The 18,242-nt window shown below is 69.6% G+C and carries 19 protein-coding genes; 18 read left to right on the forward strand and 1 reads right to left on the reverse strand.

The features are described 5' to 3' along the window. The first annotated feature begins 151 nt into the window (after nucleotides 1-151). The 18 genes from rho (at nucleotide 152) to H299_RS0109280 (ending at nucleotide 17,706) form a co-directional block, all read left to right on the forward strand. Nucleotides 152-2,215, forward strand: a complete 2,064-nt coding sequence (gene rho / locus H299_RS0109195; protein ID WP_027748177.1) for a transcription termination factor Rho — start codon at nucleotides 152-154, stop codon at nucleotides 2,213-2,215. A 415-nt stretch (nucleotides 2,216-2,630) separates the two neighbouring features. Next, complete coding sequence (locus H299_RS0109200) at nucleotides 2,631-3,758, forward strand: LCP family protein (protein ID WP_027748178.1); 1,128 nt, start codon at nucleotides 2,631-2,633, stop codon at nucleotides 3,756-3,758. Nucleotides 3,759-3,910: 152 nt separating this feature from the next. Beyond that, nucleotides 3,911-4,135 carry a 50S ribosomal protein L31 gene (rpmE, locus tag H299_RS0109205; RefSeq protein ID WP_027748179.1) on the forward strand — a complete coding sequence of 75 codons (225 nt, stop codon included), beginning with the start codon at nucleotides 3,911-3,913 and terminating at the stop codon, nucleotides 4,133-4,135. A gap of 138 nt (nucleotides 4,136-4,273) precedes the next feature. Beyond that, a complete protein-coding gene (gene prfA, locus H299_RS0109210) occupies nucleotides 4,274-5,356 on the forward strand; it encodes a peptide chain release factor 1 (protein WP_027748180.1) in 1,083 nt (360 codons plus the stop codon). Between the two features lie 96 nt (nucleotides 5,357-5,452). Continuing rightward, nucleotides 5,453-6,292 (forward strand): peptide chain release factor N(5)-glutamine methyltransferase, encoded by an 840-nt coding sequence (gene prmC, locus H299_RS0109215; RefSeq protein ID WP_027748181.1) that lies wholly within the window; start codon nucleotides 5,453-5,455, stop codon nucleotides 6,290-6,292. Beyond that, nucleotides 6,293-6,940 (forward strand): L-threonylcarbamoyladenylate synthase, encoded by a 648-nt coding sequence (locus H299_RS0109220; protein WP_027748182.1) that lies wholly within the window; start codon nucleotides 6,293-6,295, stop codon nucleotides 6,938-6,940. It begins immediately after the preceding gene. Next, nucleotides 6,937-7,596 carry a low molecular weight phosphatase family protein gene (locus tag H299_RS0109225; protein ID WP_027748183.1) on the forward strand — a complete coding sequence of 220 codons (660 nt, stop codon included), beginning with the start codon at nucleotides 6,937-6,939 and terminating at the stop codon, nucleotides 7,594-7,596. Before H299_RS0109220 ends, H299_RS0109225 begins: the two co-directional genes overlap by 4 nt. A 95-nt stretch (nucleotides 7,597-7,691) precedes the next feature. After that, nucleotides 7,692-9,044 (forward strand): MraY family glycosyltransferase, encoded by a 1,353-nt coding sequence (locus tag H299_RS0109230; protein WP_027748184.1) that lies wholly within the window; start codon nucleotides 7,692-7,694, stop codon nucleotides 9,042-9,044. A gap of 281 nt (nucleotides 9,045-9,325) precedes the next feature. Next, complete coding sequence (locus tag H299_RS0109235; RefSeq protein ID WP_027748185.1) at nucleotides 9,326-9,772, forward strand: Cg1360 family ATP-synthase-associated protein; 447 nt, start codon at nucleotides 9,326-9,328, stop codon at nucleotides 9,770-9,772. Between the two features lie 237 nt (nucleotides 9,773-10,009). Next, complete coding sequence (gene atpB, locus H299_RS0109240; protein WP_027748186.1) at nucleotides 10,010-10,819, forward strand: F0F1 ATP synthase subunit A; 810 nt, start codon at nucleotides 10,010-10,012, stop codon at nucleotides 10,817-10,819. Between the two features lie 73 nt (nucleotides 10,820-10,892). Then, nucleotides 10,893-11,135, forward strand: coding sequence for an ATP synthase F0 subunit C (gene atpE / locus H299_RS0109245; RefSeq protein WP_027748187.1), 243 nt, complete (start codon nucleotides 10,893-10,895; stop codon nucleotides 11,133-11,135). Between the two features lie 41 nt (nucleotides 11,136-11,176). Next, entirely contained in the window at nucleotides 11,177-11,728 is a 552-nt protein-coding gene (locus H299_RS0109250) for a F0F1 ATP synthase subunit B (protein ID WP_027748188.1), read from the forward strand. Next, on the forward strand, nucleotides 11,725-12,540 hold the full coding sequence (locus H299_RS0109255) for a F0F1 ATP synthase subunit delta (RefSeq protein WP_027748189.1): 816 nt from the start codon (nucleotides 11,725-11,727) through the stop codon (nucleotides 12,538-12,540). The genes H299_RS0109250 and H299_RS0109255 overlap by 4 nt, the downstream gene beginning before the upstream one ends. Before the next feature lie 147 nt (nucleotides 12,541-12,687). Further along, entirely contained in the window at nucleotides 12,688-14,259 is a 1,572-nt protein-coding gene (gene atpA / locus H299_RS0109260; protein ID WP_027748190.1) for a F0F1 ATP synthase subunit alpha, read from the forward strand. A 2-nt stretch (nucleotides 14,260-14,261) separates the two neighbouring features. Next, complete coding sequence (locus H299_RS0109265) at nucleotides 14,262-15,194, forward strand: F0F1 ATP synthase subunit gamma (protein ID WP_027748191.1); 933 nt, start codon at nucleotides 14,262-14,264, stop codon at nucleotides 15,192-15,194. Between the two features lies 1 nt (nucleotide 15,195). Continuing rightward, complete coding sequence (atpD, locus tag H299_RS0109270) at nucleotides 15,196-16,650, forward strand: F0F1 ATP synthase subunit beta (protein WP_027748192.1); 1,455 nt, start codon at nucleotides 15,196-15,198, stop codon at nucleotides 16,648-16,650. An 89-nt stretch (nucleotides 16,651-16,739) separates the two neighbouring features. After that, entirely contained in the window at nucleotides 16,740-17,123 is a 384-nt protein-coding gene (locus H299_RS0109275; RefSeq protein WP_027748193.1) for a F0F1 ATP synthase subunit epsilon, read from the forward strand. Nucleotides 17,124-17,253: 130 nt separating this feature from the next. Then, nucleotides 17,254-17,706 (forward strand): DUF2550 domain-containing protein, encoded by a 453-nt coding sequence (locus H299_RS0109280; protein WP_027748194.1) that lies wholly within the window; start codon nucleotides 17,254-17,256, stop codon nucleotides 17,704-17,706. Nucleotides 17,707-17,873: 167 nt separating this feature from the next. Here H299_RS0109280 and H299_RS0109285 read toward each other — a convergent pair. Next, on the reverse strand, nucleotides 17,874-18,242 hold a 369-nt coding region (locus H299_RS0109285; RefSeq protein ID WP_027748195.1), incomplete at its 5' end, for a glycoside hydrolase family 18 protein.

An 18,242-nucleotide genomic window follows, 5' to 3' on the forward strand; every position in this document is an offset into this window, starting at 1 on the left:
CCGAGCAGCACGATGACGTATCTGATTCTCCGCCGTACGCAGAGGCGGGACCACCGCCCCGGCCCGGTCCACAGCAGAGGGACCGCAGCCGGACAGCACGACCGGTCGCCGAGCCAGACAGGCCGACGCCCGCTCCAGGGAAGGACCCTTCGTGAGCGACACCACCGATCTGATGGGCGTGAACCCCGACAGCGCTGCTGCCGAAGCGTCCGCCACGGATGCTCCTGCCGCCCCCAAGCGTCGGCGCTCGGGCACCGGCCTTGAGGCCATGGTCCTGGCCGAGCTGCAGCAGGTTGCCTCCGGCCTCGGGATCAGGGGCACCGCGCGGATGCGCAAGAGCCAGCTGATCGAGGTCATCAAGGAGAGGCAGGCGGGTGGCGGCGCGGACTCCGCACCCGCCGCCGAGGCCAAGAAGGCCAAGGCCGCCGCCCCCGCCGACAACGGCGACGCGGCGTCCGGCGCGGCCGAGACCAAGCCGAAGCGCCGTGCGACCTCCAAGGCCCGCACCGGTGAGCCCGGCGACTCCGCCGGGGACAGCGCGGAGCAGTCCGCGGCCCAGCAGCAGATCGACATCCCCGGCCAGCCCGCGGACGAGCGCCGCAGCCGTCGCGCCAAGAGCGAGGGCAAGGCGGAGTCCGCCCTCGACACGGCCGAGGGCAAGGACGCGGCCCGGCAGGAGCCGAAGGACGCCGACACCAGGACCGACGGTGCCAAGGGCGCCGACGGCCGAGGTGACGGGGGCCGTGGTGACGGCGGCCGAGGCGAGGCCCGCGGTGACGGCGCCAAGCAGCAGGACCGCCAGTCCAAGCGGGACCGGCAGCGCGACAGAGACCGCGACCGCGGCCGGAACAAGAACGCCGACGGCGGCGGTCAGCAGTCGGGCGGCGGCAGCGGCAGCGGTGGTGGTGGCGGCGGGAACCGCCGTGACGACAACCGGCGTGACGACAGCCGCCGCGACGACGACGACTTCGACGGTGGCCGCCGCGGTCGGCGTGGCCGCTACCGCGACCGGCGCGGGCGCCGGGGCCGTGACGAGTTCGCGGGCACGAGCGAGCCGCAGGTGGCCGACGACGACGTGCTGATCCCCGTCGCGGGCATCCTCGACATCCTCGACAACTACGCCTTCGTGCGTACCTCCGGCTACCTGCCGGGCCCCAACGACGTGTACGTCTCGCTCGCCCAGGTCCGCAAGAACGGCCTGCGCAAGGGTGACCACATCACGGGCGCGGTGCGGCAGCCGCGGGAGGGCGAGCGGCGCGAGAAGTTCAACGCGCTGGTCCGCCTGGACTCGGCGAACGGCGTGACGCCCGACGGCGGCAAGTCCCGTCCGGAGTTCACCAAGCTCACCCCGCTCTACCCGCAGGAGCGGCTGCGCCTGGAGACCGACCCGGGTCAGCTCACGACCCGGATCATCGACATGGTGTCGCCGATCGGCAAGGGGCAGCGCGGTCTGATCGTGGCGCCGCCGAAGACCGGCAAGACCATGATCATGCAGGCCATCGCCAACGCGATCACCACGAACAACCCCGAGTGCCACCTGATGGTCGTGCTGGTCGACGAGCGTCCGGAAGAGGTCACGGACATGACCCGCTCGGTCAAGGGCGAGGTCATCTCCTCGACCTTCGACCGTCCGGCCGAGGACCACACCACCGTCGCGGAGCTGGCCATCGAGCGGGCCAAGCGGCTGGTGGAGCTGGGCCACGACGTGGTCGTGCTGCTGGACTCCATCACCCGCCTGGGACGCGCGTACAACCTCGCCGCTCCCGCGTCGGGCCGCATCCTCTCCGGTGGTGTCGACTCGACCGCGCTCTACCCGCCGAAGAAGTTCTTCGGCGCCGCGCGGAACATCGAGGACGGCGGCTCGCTCACGATCGTCGCCACGGCGATGGTCGAGACCGGCTCCCGCATGGACGAGGTGATCTTCGAGGAGTTCAAGGGCACCGGCAACATGGAGCTGAAGCTCGACCGGAAGCTCTCGGACAAGCGGATCTTCCCGGCGGTGGACGTGGACGCGTCCGGCACCCGCAAGGAGGAGATCCTGATGGGCAGCGAGGAGCTGGGCGTCGTCTGGAAGCTCCGCCGGGTGCTGCACGCGCTCGACCAGCAGCAGGCCGTCGAGCTGCTGCTGGACAAGATGAAGCAGACGAAGTCGAACGCGGAGTTCCTGCTCCAGATCCAGAAGACGACGCCGACGCCGGGCAACGGCGGCGACTGAGTCCGACGGACGGAGTCCGGCGCGGCGCCGCGAAGCTGGGAGGCCCCCGCAGGGCCGAGCATGCGAGTGGTGCAGAGGGTGCGGGTTCCAGAAGACGACGCCGACGCCGGGCAACGGCGGCGGTCGACGTCGCAGAGTCACTCGAACGGACGCACGGCGAGGGCCGCCCCATCACTGCCGGTGGGGCGGCCCTCGCCGTGCGTCCGTTCGCCTGAGAGCCCGCACACACGCCGCGCCTCCCCCGCCGCCCCTCGTATTCGCCGCGCGGCGGTGCGTCGTCGCAGGTAGAAGAGGAACAGGACCCTGTTGGCGCAGGCGCGCCCGGCGAGCCGCGGTTTTCGGACCCCCTCGCGCGCTGTGCAACCGTTCCCAGGAAGCGGGACCGGAGACCAGCCGAGAGGGGAGAGCAGAGGCGATGGCGGATCATGACACCACTGGCGGCACGCAGGCGGCCGGAGCCCGCTCGTGGGGCGTACGCCCCACCGGGCGCCGCCTGAGCCCGCGCTCGGGGCGCAGACGGGCGCTGCTGGCCGTCGCGTGGACGATGGCCGGGCTGCTCCTGCTCGGCGGCTTCGGACTGGGCTTCGTCTACTACAAGCTCAACGGCAACATCTCCGGCATCGACATCAACGCCGCGCTGGGCACGGACCGCCCCGAGGACGCGCCGAACGGCTCGACGGACATCCTCGTGATGGGCTCCGACTCCCGCGCCGGATCGCACGGCGAGTACGGCGGCGACGACGGCACCGCCCGCTCGGACACCGCGATGATCGTCCACGTCGACGAGGGCCACGACAAGGCGAGCGTCGTGTCGATACCCCGGGACACCATCGTGCGGCGGCCCGGCTGCGAGCGGCGCGACGGCGGCACCGCGCCCGCCGTGCGCGAGGCGATGTTCAACGAGTCGTACGCGGTCGGCGGCCCGGCCTGCGCGGTCAAGACGGTCGAGAAGATGACCGACGTGCGGATGGACCACTACGTCGAGGTCGACTTCTCCGGCTTCAAGCGCCTCATAGACCGGCTCGGCGGGGTGGAGCTGACCGTCAACAAGCCGATCAAGGACCGGGACAGCAAGCTGGACCTGCGGCCGGGGGAGCACACCCTGGACGGCGAGCAGTCGCTCGGCCTGGTCCGCACCCGGCACAGCGTCGGCGACGGCAGCGACCTGGGCCGCATCCAGTTGCAGCAGGCGTTCGTGCGCGCGCTGATGGGCCAGGTCAACAGCATCGGCCTGTTCGGCAACCCGAAGAAGCTCTTCGACCTCGCGGACACCGCCACCTCCGCGCTGACCACCGACTCCGAACTGGACTCGGTCGGTGACCTGACCGGGCTGGCCAAGACGATGAAGGGCATCGAGCCCGAGGAGGTCCGGATGGTGACGATGCCGGTGCGCTACGACCCGCACAACCCCAACCGGGTGCTCCCCGTCGAGCGGCAGAGCGCGCAGGTGTGGGCCGCGCTGCGGGAGGACCGCCCGATACCGAGGTCGGCCACCAGGAACACGGCGGGCGCGGAGAGTGACATCGGCGGGGTCGTGGAGTAGCGGCCCCCGCGGCCGCCCCGGGAGGGAATACCGGCGCCCGCCCCCCGGTTTTGGGGGGTACGGCCAGAAGTGGCAGACTGGTACGTCGGTTCCGGTTCACGTGGGGCAAATCCGCCCCGCGACCCGGCGCCCTCCCGAACCTAGGAGACACCTTGAAGCGCGAGATCCACCCCGAGTACTACGAGACCCAGGTCAGCTGCACCTGCGGAGCCTCGTTCACCACCCGTAGCACTGTGGCCGAAGGCGCGATCCGCGCCGACGTCTGCTCCGAGTGCCACCCGTTCTACACGGGCAAGCAGAAGATCCTCGACACCGGTGGCCGCGTGGCCCGCTTCGAGGCCCGCTTCGGCAAGAAGGCCTCCGCCGGTTCGAAGTAGCGACCCCCGAGCGCCGGTCCCGCTGCCGCCCTCCGGGGCGGCCGGACCGGCGCTTTTGTCGCCTCACCGGCTGTCCACCGCGTCGCCGCGCACCGTCACCGGTGCCGCCCGGCTGATCTTCCAGACAAGGAAAACACGATGTTCGAGGCGGTCGAGGAACTGATCGGCGAGCACGCCGACCTCGAGAGGCAGCTCGCCGATCCCGCGATCCACGCCGACCAGGCGGGCGCCCGCAAACTCAACAAGCGCTACGCCGAGCTGACCCCGATCATCACCGCCTACCTCGCCTGGAAGCAGACCGCGGACGACATCGCCACGGCCCGCGAACTGGCCGCCGACGACCCGGAGTACGCCGCCGAGTTCGCCGCCGAGGTCAAGGAGCAGGAGGCCCGCCGCGAGCAGCTCACCGAGCGGCTCCGGCTGCTGCTCGTGCCGCGCGACCCCGGCGACGACAAGGACGTCATCCTCGAGGTGAAGGCCGGCGAGGGCGGCGACGAGTCCGCGCTCTTCGCGGGCGACCTGCTGCGGATGTACCTGCGGTACGCCGAGCGCGCCGGCTGGAAGACCGAGCTGCTCCAGTCCAACGCCTCCGACCTGGGCGGGTACAAGGACGTCCAGATCGCGGTGAAGGCGCGGCCCGGAGCGGAGCCCGGGCAGGGCGTCTGGGCCCGGCTCAAGTACGAGGGCGGGGTGCACCGCGTCCAGCGGGTGCCCGCGACCGAGTCGCAGGGCCGCATCCACACCTCCGCCGCCGGCGTCCTGGTGCTGCCCGAGGCGGAGGACGTGGACGTCGAGATCAGCCCGAACGACCTGCGGATCGACGTCTACCGCTCCTCGGGCCCGGGCGGCCAGTCGGTCAACACCACCGACTCCGCCGTCCGCATCACCCACGTGCCCACCGGCATCGTCGTCTCCTGCCAGAACGAGAAGAGCCAGCTCCAGAACAAGGAGCAGGCGCTGCGCATCCTGCGCGCCCGGCTGCTCGCGGCGGCGCAGGAGGAGGCGGAGCGGGAGGCGTCCGACGCCCGCCGCAGCCAGGTGCGTACGGTGGACCGGTCCGAGCGCATCCGGACCTACAACTTTCCCGAGAACCGGATCTCCGACCACCGGGTCGGCTTCAAGGCGTACAACTTGGACCAGGTGCTCGACGGTGAACTGGACCCGGTGATCCAGGCGTGTGTCGACGCGGACTCCGCGGCGAAGCTCGCGGCTTCGCAGTGAGTACGCGCAAGGAACGGGTGGAGGACCCCACAAGTGCAGCCAACCCCCGGGCACAGCGACCCTCAGCGGCTTCGCCGCGGGCCGTACTCCCAGACGGTGCTGCTCGCCGAGGTGGCGCAGGCCACCCAGCGACTGGCTGACGCGGGCGTGCCGTCGCCGCGTTTCGACGCGGAGGAGCTGGCGGCGTTCGTGCACGACGTCAAGCGCGGCGAGCTGCACCGTGTCGCCGACGCGGACTTCGACGCGCGCTACTGGGAGGCCGTCGCCCGGCGCGAGGCGCGCGAGCCGCTCCAGCACATCACCGGCCGCGCCTTCTTCCGCTACCTCGAACTCCAGGTGGGCCCCGGCGTCTTCGTGCCCAGGCCGGAGACGGAGTCGGTGGTCGGCTGGGCGATAGACGCGGTACGCGCCATGGACGTGGCCGAGCCGCTGATCGTCGACCTGTGCACCGGCTCGGGCGCCATCGCGCTCGCGCTGGCCCAGGAGGTACCGCGCTCGCGCGTACACGCGGTCGAGCTGGACGAGGGGGCGCACGAGTGGGCCCGCCGCAACGTCGAGGGCTCGCGGGTCGCGCTCCACCGCGGTGACGCGCTGAGCGCCCTGCCCGCGCTGGACGGGCAGGTCGACCTCGTCATCTCCAACCCGCCCTACATCCCGCTCACCGAGTGGGAGTATGTGACCCCGGAAGCCCGCGACCACGATCCGGAGCTGGCCCTGTTCTCCGGCGAGGACGGTCTCGACACCATCCGCGGCCTGGAGCGCACGGCACACCGCCTGCTGCGCCCCGGCGGCGTGGTGGTGATCGAGCACGCGGACACCCAGGGCGGCCAAGTGCCGTGGATCTTCACCGAGGACCGTGGCTGGGCGGACGCCGCCGACCATCCCGACCTCAACAACCGCCCCCGATTCGCCACAGCCCGCAGGGAGGTGCCCTAGATGGCACGCCGTTACGACTGCACCGACGCCACCGACCGCAGGACGGGTCTGCGCGAAGCCGCCTCGGCCGTGCGCCGCCGCGAGCTGGTCGTGCTGCCGACGGACACCGTCTACGGCATCGGCGCGGACGCCTTCAGCGCGGAGGCCGTCGGTGACCTGCTGGAGGCCAAGGGGCGCGGGCGCGGTATGCCCTCGCCGGTGCTGGTGGGCTCGCCCAACACCCTGCACGGCCTGGTCACCGACTTCTCCGAGACGGCCTGGGAGCTGGTCGACGCCTTCTGGCCGGGAGCGCTCACTCTCGTCGCGAAACAGCAGCTGTCACTGGCCTGGGACCTGGGTGACACCCGGGGCACGGTCGCCGTACGGATGCCGCTGCACCCGGTGGCGCTGGAACTCCTCACGGAGTGCGGCCCGATGGCCGTGTCGTCCGCCAACCTGACCGGGCACCCCTCCCCGCAGGACTGCGACGCGGCGCAGGAGATGCTGGGGGAGTCCGTCTCGGTCTACCTGGACGGCGGTCCGACCCAGGACACCGCGCCGTCCTCGATCGTCGACGTCACGCGGGAGGTGCCGGTGCTGCTGCGGGCCGGCGCACTGAGCGCGGAGGAGCTGCGCAAGGTCGTACCCCACCTCGAGGTGGGCAGTTGACCCCGCCCGAAGGGCGTGGCATACCGGCACCGGCCGCACCGCCCGGTCCCGGCGCCTTCCGGATTCTCCACGTCTCCACCGGCAACGTCTGCCGCTCGCCGCTCACCGAGCGGCTGAACCGGTACGCCCTGGCGGACCGGCTCGGCGACGCGCGCAGCGGCGGCATCGTCGTGGAGAGCGCGGGCACCTGGGGGCACGAGGGCGCGCCCATGGAGGAGCACGCGGCGGCGGTCCTGCACGAGTACGGCGCCGACCCCGGCGGGTTCCTGGCCCGCGAGCTGCTGGACGAGCACGTCATCCGGGCCGATCTGGTGCTGACCGCCACCCGGGACCACCGCGCGCAGGTCATCTCGATGGGGCACTCCGCCGGGCTGCGCACGTTCACGCTGAAGGAGTTCACCCGCCTGGTGCGGGCGATAGACCCCGCGACGCTGCCGCCGCCCCGTACGGCGGTGAGCGTGGTGGAGCGGGCCGCGGCGCTGGTGCACGCGGCGGCGGCGCTGCGCGGCTGGCTGATCGCGCCCAATCCGGAGGCCGACGAGATCTATGATCCCTACGGCGCCCCGATCCCGTACTTCCGCAGTGTGGGGGACGAGATCAGCGAGGCGCTGGACCCGGTGGTGACCGCTCTCACCGGCGTACCGGCACGGATGTAAGAGGCGTTTGTGCAACCGATCCGACCTGCCAGGTGTCCACGGTTTCGCCCGTTAGGGTGTGGGCCTGAGCAGCCGGCGAGAACACTGGGGAGCCCGTGCGTGAATATCTGCTGACGCTGTGCGTCGCCGCCGCGGTCACCTATCTGCTGACCGGCCCGGTGCGGAAGTTCGCCATCGCCGCGGGTGCGATGCCGCAGATCCGCGCGCGGGACGTGCACCGGGAGCCGACGCCGAGGCTCGGCGGCATCGCGATGTTCGGCGGGCTGTGCGCCGGTCTGGTCACCGCGTCGCAACTGACCAACATCGGCGAGGTGTTCACCCTTTCCGACGAACCTCGCGCGCTGCTCTCCGGCGCCGGGCTGATCTGGCTGCTCGGTGTCCTGGACGACAAGTGGGGCGTCGACGCGCTGGTCAAGCTGGGCGGCCAGATGATCGCCGCGGGCGTGATGGTGCTCCAGGGGCTGACGATCCTGTGGCTGCCGGTGCCGGGTGTGGGGAACGTGGCGCTGACGGCGCCGCAGGGCACGCTGCTCACCGTCGCCCTCGTCGTGATCACCATCAACGCGGTCAACTTCGTGGACGGCCTGGACGGCCTCGCCTCCGGCATGGTCTGCATCGCCGCCGCCGCGTTCTTCATGTACGCCTACCGCATCTGGTACGGGCACGGCATCGAGGCCGCCGCCCCCGCGACGCTCTTCGCCGCCATCCTGATGGGCATGTGCCTGGGCTTCCTCCCGCACAACATGCATCCCGCCCGCATCTTCATGGGCGACTCCGGCTCGATGCTCATCGGCCTGGTGCTGGCGGCCGGCGCGGTGTCGATCACCGGCCAGGTCGACCCCGACCTCATGGTGCAGCACGCGGGTTCGGAGCGGGACGCGGTGCACACCATGGTGCCGCTCTACATGCCGCTTCTGCTGCCGCTGACGATCATCGCGGTGCCCGTGGCCGACCTGGTGCTGGCGATCGTACGGCGGACGTGGAACGGCCAGTCGCCGTTCGCCGCCGACCGCGGGCACCTGCACCACCGGCTGCTGGAGATCGGGCACTCGCACAGCCGGGCGGTGCTGATCATGTACTTCTGGTCGGCCCTGCTCGCCTTCGGCGCGGTCGCCTTCTCGGTGGACTCGTCGAGCCTGGTGATCGTGCTGGCGGTGGTGCTGCTGAGCGCGATCGGCCTGGTCGTGCTGCTGCTGCCGCGCTTCACCCCGCGGGTGCCTCTCTGGGCGCGCTTCCTGGTGCCGCCCCGGTACCGGCGGGGCGGCGCGGACGGCGCGGTGACCGGCGGCGGGGCGGCGGCGCAGGGCCCGGCGGCGGGTGCGGACGGCGACGCGGGAGCGGCGGCCGAGCCGGAGCGGGAGCCCGCGCTCGCGGGGCTGCACGGCTCGACGGCGATCGGCGACCGGCAGCGCTTCACGCGGCGGCGTAAGATCGATACCCGTTCGTAAGGACCGGGAGGCCGGTGCCGGTTTGCCCCACCCATAACGGGCATACAGGGCGGGTGGATTGTCGTGGGGAAGCCCGCTTATTCGTGTGACGGGCAGCACATAATCTTGGTAAAGACCTCATCAAATAGTTTGTGATAGCGTTCACGAGACCCGGTGACCGGCCGAGGGGGCGCAGTGCGACGGCCCTTCGGTGAGATGGGCGTCCTCGATGAAGATGTCCGCAATGCCGGGGATACGCTCGTCATCGACGACAAGACGCCCCCGACTCCCCGGAGTTCCCCATGCAGCCGAACGACGCTCGCATGCTCCTTCACTGTGTCGTCCCGACCGCCCTCGCGGGTGCCGTCGGCGCAGCTGTGAGCGCTCCGCTCGCGGGCGGCAAGGGCGCGATCGGTGCTGCGGCGGGCGCGGTTGTGGTGATCCTCTTCATGGGGCTGGGCCTCTTCGCGCTGCAGAAGGTCGCGCAGTCCTTTCCGCACCTTTTCCAGGCCATGGGCCTGCTGCTGTACACGACGCAGATCCTGCTGCTCGCCATAGTCCTGGCCGTGTTCAAGGACACCACCCTCTTCAGTACCCAGGCCTTCGGCTTCACGCTGCTGGGAGCCACGCTCGTGTGGATCGCCTCGCAGGCGAGGGCACACATGACGGCCAAGACGCTGTACGTGGAGCCCGAGTCCTCGACCGGCGACGCGCAGGCCAATGCCGCTGCGACGGGGGCGAATTCATGATCGGTAGGGTCGGCATAAAGGCAGGTTCGGCTAGCTGCTATCGTCCGGTGCCAACTGCGGCGCAGCAGGTGCGGGCGGCTGAGATGTCGTGCTCCACGACCGGGCATCGACAGCCCCGCCCGTTGATCGGCCGCCGTCTCCACATCCGTAAGACCAGTCCAGTGCCGTTCCGCGGCCGCGCGCCGCGCCGACACATCGAGGTAGCCGTATCCATGCGCCATGCAGAAGGAGCTCGCGGTGAGTGCTGACCAGACGCTTGCCTTCGAGACCGATTGCCACATCTTTGACGGTTGCGGCTTCCCGGCCCCGGGGCTCCACTCCTTTGTTTTCAAGCCGATGTTCACCGTCGGCGGCTTCGAGTTCAACAAGGCGATGCTGCTGGCACTGCTGGGCTCGGTTCTCATCGTCTGGTTCTTCTGGGCGGCGTTCGCCAAGCCGAAGGTGGTCCCGGGCAAGCTCCAGATGGTCGGCGAGGCGGGGTACGACTTCATCCGCCGCGGGGTGGTCTACGAGACGATCGGGAAGAAGGAGGGCGAGAAGTACGTCCCCCTGATCGTCTCGCTGTTCTTCTTCGTCTGGGTCATGAACCTCTGGTCCGTGATCCCGCTGGCGCAGTTCCCGGTCACCTCGATCATCGCCTTCCCCGCAGGCCTGGCGCTCATCGTCTACGTCCTCTGGGTCTCGCTGACCTTCAAGCGCCACGGCTTCGTCGGCGCCTTCAAGAACTTCACCGGTTACGACAAGTCGCTCGGTCCCGTGCTGCCGCTCGCCATGCTGATCGAGTTCTTCTCGAACCTGCTGGTGCGGCCCTTCACCCACGCGGTCCGGCTCTTCGCCAACATGTTCGCCGGGCACCTGCTGATCGTGATGTTCACCATCGCCGCCTGGTACACGCTCAACGGCGTGGGCATCGCCTACGCGGGCGTCTCGTTCATCATGGCCGTCGTGATGGTCGGCTTCGAGCTGTTCATCCAGGCCGTCCAGGCGTACGTCTTCGTCCTCCTGGCCTGCAACTACATCCAGGGCGCGCTCGCCGAGCACCACTGAGCCCCCGTCTCCAACCATCTGTTCTTCCGGTGGCCAACCCCCATCGGACCGTGAAAGAGAAGGAAGAACCGGCATGTCTGCTCTCCAGACCATCGCTGCAGAAGGCGTCACCGGCTCGCTCGGTTCCATCGGCTACGGCCTCGCCGCCATCGGCCCCGGCATCGGCGTCGGCATCGTCTTCGGTAACGGCACCCAGGCTCTGGCCCGTCAGCCCGAGGCCGCCGGCCTCATCCGGCAGAACCAGATCCTCGGCTTCGCCTTCTGTGAGGCGCTCGCCCTGATCGGCATCGTCCTGCCGTTCGTCTACGGCAAGTGATCAGTGCCGACTGATTGCCCTTTTCAACGAAAGGCACTGATGTGAACGCTCTGATGCAGTTGGCGGAGGAAGAGCAGAACCCGCTCGTTCCGCCGATCCCTGAGCTGGTCATCGGCCTGATCGCTTTCGGTATCGTCTTCTTCTTCCTGTCGAAGAAGCTCCTCCCGAACATCAACAAGGTTCTGGACGAGCGCCGTGCGGCCATCGAGGGCGGCATCGAGCAGGCAGATGCGGCCAAGCTCGAGGCACAGCAGACCCTGGAGCAGTACAAGGAGAAGCTCGCCGAGGCACGGCACGAGGCGGCGCGGATGCGCGGCGAGGCCGAGCAGCGGGGCGCTGAGCTGATCGCCGAGATGCGGGCCGAGGGCCAGCGGCAGCGCGAGGAGATCATCGCCGCGGGTCACGCCCAGATCGAGGCCGACCGCAAGCAGGCCACCCAGGCCCTGCGCCAGGACGTCGGCAAGCTGGCCACGGAGCTGGCCGGCAAGCTCGTGGGTGAGTCGCTCGACGACCACGCGCGGCAGAGCCGTACGATCGACCGCTTCCTCGACAGCCTTGAGGACAGCGCGTCGAGGGCCGAGGCCGCCCGATGAACGGAGCGAGCCGCGAGGCGCTGGCTGCCGCCCGTGAGCGTCTGAACACGCTCACGGATTCCACTTCGGTGGACGCGGGAGCGCTCGCCGCAGAGCTGGCCTCGGTCACCGCGCTGCTCGACCGCGAGGTGTCCCTGCGTCGGGTCCTGACCGACCCGGCGCAGCCCGGTGAGGCGAAGGCCGAGCTGGCCGGGCGCCTGCTGGGCGGCCAGGTGGGCGGGGAGGTCACCGACCTGGTGTCCGGCATGGTCCGCGCCCGCTGGTCGCGCTCGCGCGACCTGGTCGACGCGATGGAGGAGCTGGCGGACTCCGCCGACCTCATCGGCGCCGAGCGGGACGGCTCGCTCGGCGAGGTGGAGGACGAGGTGTTCCGGTTCGGCCGGACCGTGGCGTCCTCGCCCGACCTGCGTGCGGCGCTGACCAGCCGTACGGCCAAGACCTCGGCCAAGACGGAGCTGCTGCACACGCTGCTCGGCGGTCGGGCCCGGCCCGCCACCGAGCGGCTGCTGACCCGTCTGGTGACCCAGCCGCGGGGACGTAGCCTGGAGGGAGGGCTCGAAGCCCTCTCCCGGCTGGCGGCGGAGCGCCGGGACCGCTCGGTCGCGGTCGTCACCTCCGCGGTGCCGCTCAGCGACCAGCAGCGGCGCCGTCTCGGTGCGGCCCTGGCCACGCTGTACGGCCGTGAGATGCACCTGAACCTCGACGTGGACCCCGGTGTCCTCGGCGGGATCGCGGTGCGTGTCGGTGACGAGGTCATCAACGGCTCCATCGCCGACCGCCTCGACGAGGCACAGCGACGGATGGCGGGCTGACCGGCGGCGCAGAGCGGCTCGGCCGCACACCAGCAACTCAAGAAGCATGATCGGCGGCCCGGGTTGGGCCGTATCAAGGGACCTTCTGGGGACGAACCCAGAACCCGAAGTAACTTACGGGCCCAACAAGGAGAGCAGGGAACCCAGATGGCGGAGCTCACGATCCGGCCGGATGAGATCCGGGACGCGCTGGAGAACTTTGTCCAGTCGTACACGCCGGACGCGGCCTCGCGCGAAGAGGTCGGGACGGTCAGCGTTGCCGGCGACGGCATCGCGAAGGTCGAGGGTCTTCCCTCGGCCATGGCGAACGAACTGCTGAAGTTCGAGGACGGCACCCTCGGCCTCGCGCTCAACCTCGAAGAGCGCGAGATCGGCGCGGTGGTCCTCGGGGAGTTCAGCGGTATCGAGGAGGGCCAGCCGGTGCAGCGCACCGGTGAGGTGCTGTCGGTCCCCGTCGGCGAGGGCTACCTCGGCCGCGTGGTGGACCCGCTGGGCAAGCCGATCGACGGACTCGGCGAGATCGAGTCCGAGGCGACCCGCGCCCTCGAGTTGCAGGCACCCACGGTCATGGACCGCAAGTCCGTGCACGAGCCGATGGAGACGGGCTACAAGGCCGTCGACGCGATGACGCCGATCGGCCGTGGCCAGCGTCAGCTGATCATCGGTGACCGGCAGACCGGCAAGACCGCGCTCGGCATCGACACGATCATCAACCAGCGCGCGAACTGGCAGTCCGGCGACCCGGACAAGCAGGTCCGCTGCATCTACGTCGCCATCGGCCAGAAGGGCTCCACCATCGCGTCCGTACGCGGTGCGCTGGAGGAAGCGGGTGCCCTGGAGTACACGACGATCGTCGCCGCTCCGGCGTCCGACCCGGCGGGCTTCAAGTACCTGGCGCCCTACACCGGCTCGGCCATCGGCCAGCACTGGATGTACCAGGGCAAGCACGTCCTGATCATCTTCGACGACCTCTCCAAGCAGGCCGACGCCTACCGCGCGGTCTCCTTGCTGCTGCGCCGCCCGCCGGGCCGCGAGGCGTACCCGGGCGACGTCTTCTACCTGCACTCCCGGCTGCTGGAGCGCTGCGCGAAGCTCTCGGACGAGCTGGGCAAGGGCTCGATGACCGGCCTGCCGATCGTGGAGACCAAGGCCAACGACGTCTCGGCGTTCATCCCGACCAACGTCATCTCCATCACCGACGGCCAGTGCTTCCTGGAGTCCGACCTGTTCAACGCGGGCCAGCGCCCGGCGCTGAACGTCGGTATCTCGGTCTCCCGAGTCGGCGGCTCCGCGCAGCACAAGGCCATGCGGCAGGTCTCCGGGCGGCTCCGGGTGGACCTCGCCCAGTTCCGTGAGCTGGAGGCGTTCGCCGCCTTCGGTTCCGACCTGGACGACACCTCGAAGGCGTCGCTGGCCCGCGGTCAGCGGATGGTCGAGCTGCTCAAGCAGAGCCAGTACGCGCCCTTCGCCACCGAGGACGAGATCGTCTCCATCTGGGCCGGCACCACCGGCAAGATGGACGACGTACCGGTCACGGACATCCGGCGCTTCGAGCGGGAGCTGCTGGACTTCCTGCACCGTTCGCACAAGGGCCTGATGACCAGCATCGTCGAGGGCGGCAAGATGTCCGACGACACGGTCCAGACGCTCGCCGACGCGGTGAACTCCTTCAAGAAGCAGTTCGAGACCTCGGACGGCAAGCTCCTGGGCGAGGGCTGAGCATGGGTGCCCAGACCCGGGTCTACAAGCGGCGGATCAAATCCGTCACTGCGACCAAGAAGATCACCAAGGCGATGGAGATGATCGCCGCCTCGCGCATCGTCAAGGCGCAGCGCAGGGTGGCGGCCTCCGAGCCGTACGCCACCGAGCTGACCCGCGCGGTGACCTCGGTGGCACAGGGGTCGAACACGCAGCACTGGCTGACGACCGAGGTGGAGCGCCCCCAGCGGGCCGCGGTGCTACTGATCACCAGCGACCGCGGTCTGGCCGGCGGCTACAACTCCAACGCCATCAAGGCGGCGGAGCAGCTGTCCAACCGGCTGACCGGTGAGGGCAAGGAGATCCTGCACTACGTCGTCGGCCGCAAGGGCGTGGCGTTCTACGGTTTCCGGAACCTGCCGGTCCAGCAGTCCTGGACGGGCTTCACCGACAGCCCGACCTACGCCGACGCCAAGGCGGTGGCCGAGCCGATGATCGAGGCGATCAAGGCGGACTCCGCGGCCAAGGGCGGCGTGGACGAGCTGTACATCGTCTACACCGAGTTCCTCTCGATGATGACGCAGCAGCCGGTGGACAACCGGATGCTGCCGCTCACCTTCACCAAGTCGGCGGAGGAGTCGGCCGAGGTGCTGAAGAAGGGGTCGGAGATCCTGCCCCTCTTCGACTTCGAGCCGTCCGCCGACGACGTGCTGGACGCGCTGCTGCCGCGTTACGTGGAGAGCCGTGTCTACAACGCGCTGCTCCAGTCCGCCGCCTCCAAGCACGCCGCCACGCGGCGCGCGATGAAGTCGGCGACCGACAACGCGGAAGAGCTCATCAAGTCGCTCACGCGGCTTGCCAACGCGGCCCGACAGGCCGACATCACCCAGGAAATCAGCGAGATCGTCGGTGGCGCGAGCGCCCTGGCCGACGCTTCTGCGGGGAGTGACCGATAAAATGACCACCTCTGTTGAGACGGCCCCAGAGGTCGTCAAAGCTACCGGCCGTGTCTCCCGGGTCATCGGCCCGGTCGTCGACGTGGAGTTCCCCGTCGACGACATGCCGGAGATCTACAACGCGCTGACCGTCGAGGTCGCCGACCCTTCCGAGGACGGCAAGCTCAAGACCCTGACCCTGGAGGTCGCCCAGCACCTCGGTGAGGGCGTCGTCCGCGCGATCTCCATGGAGCCGAGCGACGGCCTGGTCCGCCAGGCCGTGGTGACCAACACCGGCGAGGGCATCACCGTGCCGGTCGGCGACGTCACCAAGGGCCGGGTGTTCAACACCCTGGGCCGCATCCTGAACGAGCCGGAGGCCGAGTCCGAGGTCACCGAGCGCTGGCCGATCCACCGCAAGGCCCCGGCCTTCGACCAGCTCGAGTCCAAGACCGAGATGTTCGAGACCGGCCTGAAGGTCGTCGACCTGCTGACCCCGTACGTCAAGGGCGGCAAGATCGGTCTCTTCGGTGGTGCGGGCGTCGGCAAGACCGTCCTCATCCAGGAAATGATCATGCGTGTGGCCAAGCTGCACGAGGGCGTTTCCGTGTTCGCCGGTGTCGGTGAGCGCACCCGTGAGGGCAACGACCTGATCGAGGAGATGGCCGAGTCCGGCGTTCTCCCGCAGACTGCGCTGGTCTTCGGTCAGATGGACGAGCCGCCGGGCACCCGGCTGCGGGTCGCGCTGGCCGGTCTGACCATGGCGGAGTACTTCCGCGATGTGCAGAAGCAGGACGTGCTGTTCTTCATCGACAACATCTTCCGCTTCACCCAGGCCGGCTCCGAGGTCTCCACGCTGCTCGGCCGGATGCCCTCCGCGGTGGGTTACCAGCCGAACCTGGCGGACGAGATGGGTGTGCTCCAGGAGCGCATCACCTCGACCCGAGGCCACTCCATCACGTCCATGCAGGCGATCTACGTGCCCGCGGACGACCTGACGGACCCGGCCCCGGCCACCACGTTCGCGCACCTGGACGCCACCACGGTGCTCTCCCGGCCGATCTCCGAGAAGGGCATCTACCCGGCGGTCGACCCGCTGGACTCGACGTCCCGGATTCTGGACCCGCGCTACATCTCGCAGGACCACTACGACTGCGCCTCGCGCGTCAAGGGAATCCTGCAGAAGTACAAGGACCTCCAGGACATCATCGCCATTCTCGGCATGGACGAGCTGGGCGAGGAGGACAAGCTGGTCGTCAACCGCGCCCGCCGTATCGAGCGCTTCCTGTCGCAGAACACCCACGCGGCGAAGCAGTTCACCGGTCTGGACGGATCGGACGTCCCGCTGGACGAGTCGATCGCCGCCTTCAACGCGATCGCGGACGGCGACTACGACCACTTCCCGGAGCAGGCGTTCTTCATGTGCGGTGGCCTGGAGGACCTCAAGGCCAACGCGAAGGAGCTCGGCGTCTCCTGACCCTGGTCGCGGCAGGCGGGGGCGGGTCATTTCGCCCGTCCCCGCCCGCACCCCCTATTCTTTTCACCACCCAGTCTTGAGGAGCCACAGTGGCTGAGCTGCACGTCGAGTTGGTCGCCGCGGACCGTAAGGTGTGGTCGGGCGAGGCCAGCCTGGTCGTCGCGCGCACCACCTCGGGAGATATCGGTGTCATGCCCGGCCACCAGCCGCTGCTCGGTGTCCTGGAGTCGGGCTCGATCACCATCCGTACGACGGGTGAGAGCGGCGAGGGCACAGTCGTCGCCGCCGTGCACGGCGGCTTCATCTCCTTCGCGGACAACAAGCTCTCGCTGCTCGCGGAGATCGCGGAGCTGTCCGACGAGATCGATGTCCAGCGTGCGGAGCGCGCGCTGGAGAGGGCGAAGGCGGAGACGGACGCCGCGGCGGAACGGCGCGCGGATGTCCGGCTTCGCGCGGTGACGGGTGCCCACTGACGCAGGGGCACGAGGAGACAACCCTCAGCCGCGGACCGCACTGGAATTCTCCAGGGCGGTCCGCGGCTGAAGCCATACAGGTGCGGTCTGCGGTTGCGCAGCATGGGACACGGCGAGGAGGTCGGTGAAGATGGTCCTCGCGATGCTGCTGTGCGGCGCGGTCCTGTTGCTGGTGCTGGTGGGGTTGTTCGTGTTCGGGCTGCGGCGGAGGCTGATCCAGCGCTCCGGCGGCACCTTCGACTGTTCGCTGCGCTGGGACGTCTCCGAACAGGAGCGCACGGACTCGGGCGGCAAGGGGTGGATCTACGGCGTCGCCCGGTACAACGGGGACCGTATCGACTGGTTCCGGATCTTCTCCTACGCGCCGAGGCCGCGCCGCACGATGGACCGTGTCGGCATCGAGGTGCTGGACCGGCGGCTGCCGAGCGGGGAGGAGGAGCTGGCGCTCCTCTCCGAGCAGGTGGTGCTCGGGTGCGCACTGCGAGGGACGCGGGTGGAACTGGCGATGAGCGAGGACGCGCTCACAGGCTTCCTGGCCTGGCTGGAGGCGGCCCCACCGGGCCAGCGAGTCAATGTGGCTTAGCTAGAGGTGCTCGCTGGTTGGGGGTACCCCCGGACGGAGTCTGGGGGAGAGTCAATGTGGCTTAGCTAGAGGTGCTCGCTGGTTGGGGGTACCCCCGGACGGAGTCTGGGGGGAGAGAGCAGGTGATGCTCTCTCCCCCCAGGTGTTCTCTCCGGCGCTCGGGGTTGCTACTTGAGTCCGCTGTCGATCGCGGTCATCAGCTCGCCGTTGCTGGTGTCACCGCTGAGTTCCCAGAAGAACGAGCCTCCCAGGCCCTGCTGTTTCACGTAGTCCATCTTGCCCTTGATGGTGCTGGGCGTGTCGTAGCTCCACCACTGGTTGCCGCAGTGTGCGTACGCGGTGCCCCCGATGGTGCCGGTGGCGGGGCAGCGGGCCTTGATGTGCTTGTACTCCTCGTACGCTTCCTCGAACTTGCCCGGCGCCGGTCCGGTGGCCGTGCCGCCGGGCTCGGACTGGGTGACGCCTGTCCAGCCTCGGCCGTAGAAGCCGATGCCCAGGAGCAGCTTGTCGGCCGAGATGCCCTTGGCCTTCAGCTT

The organism is Streptomyces sp. CNH287 (assembly GCF_000424825.1).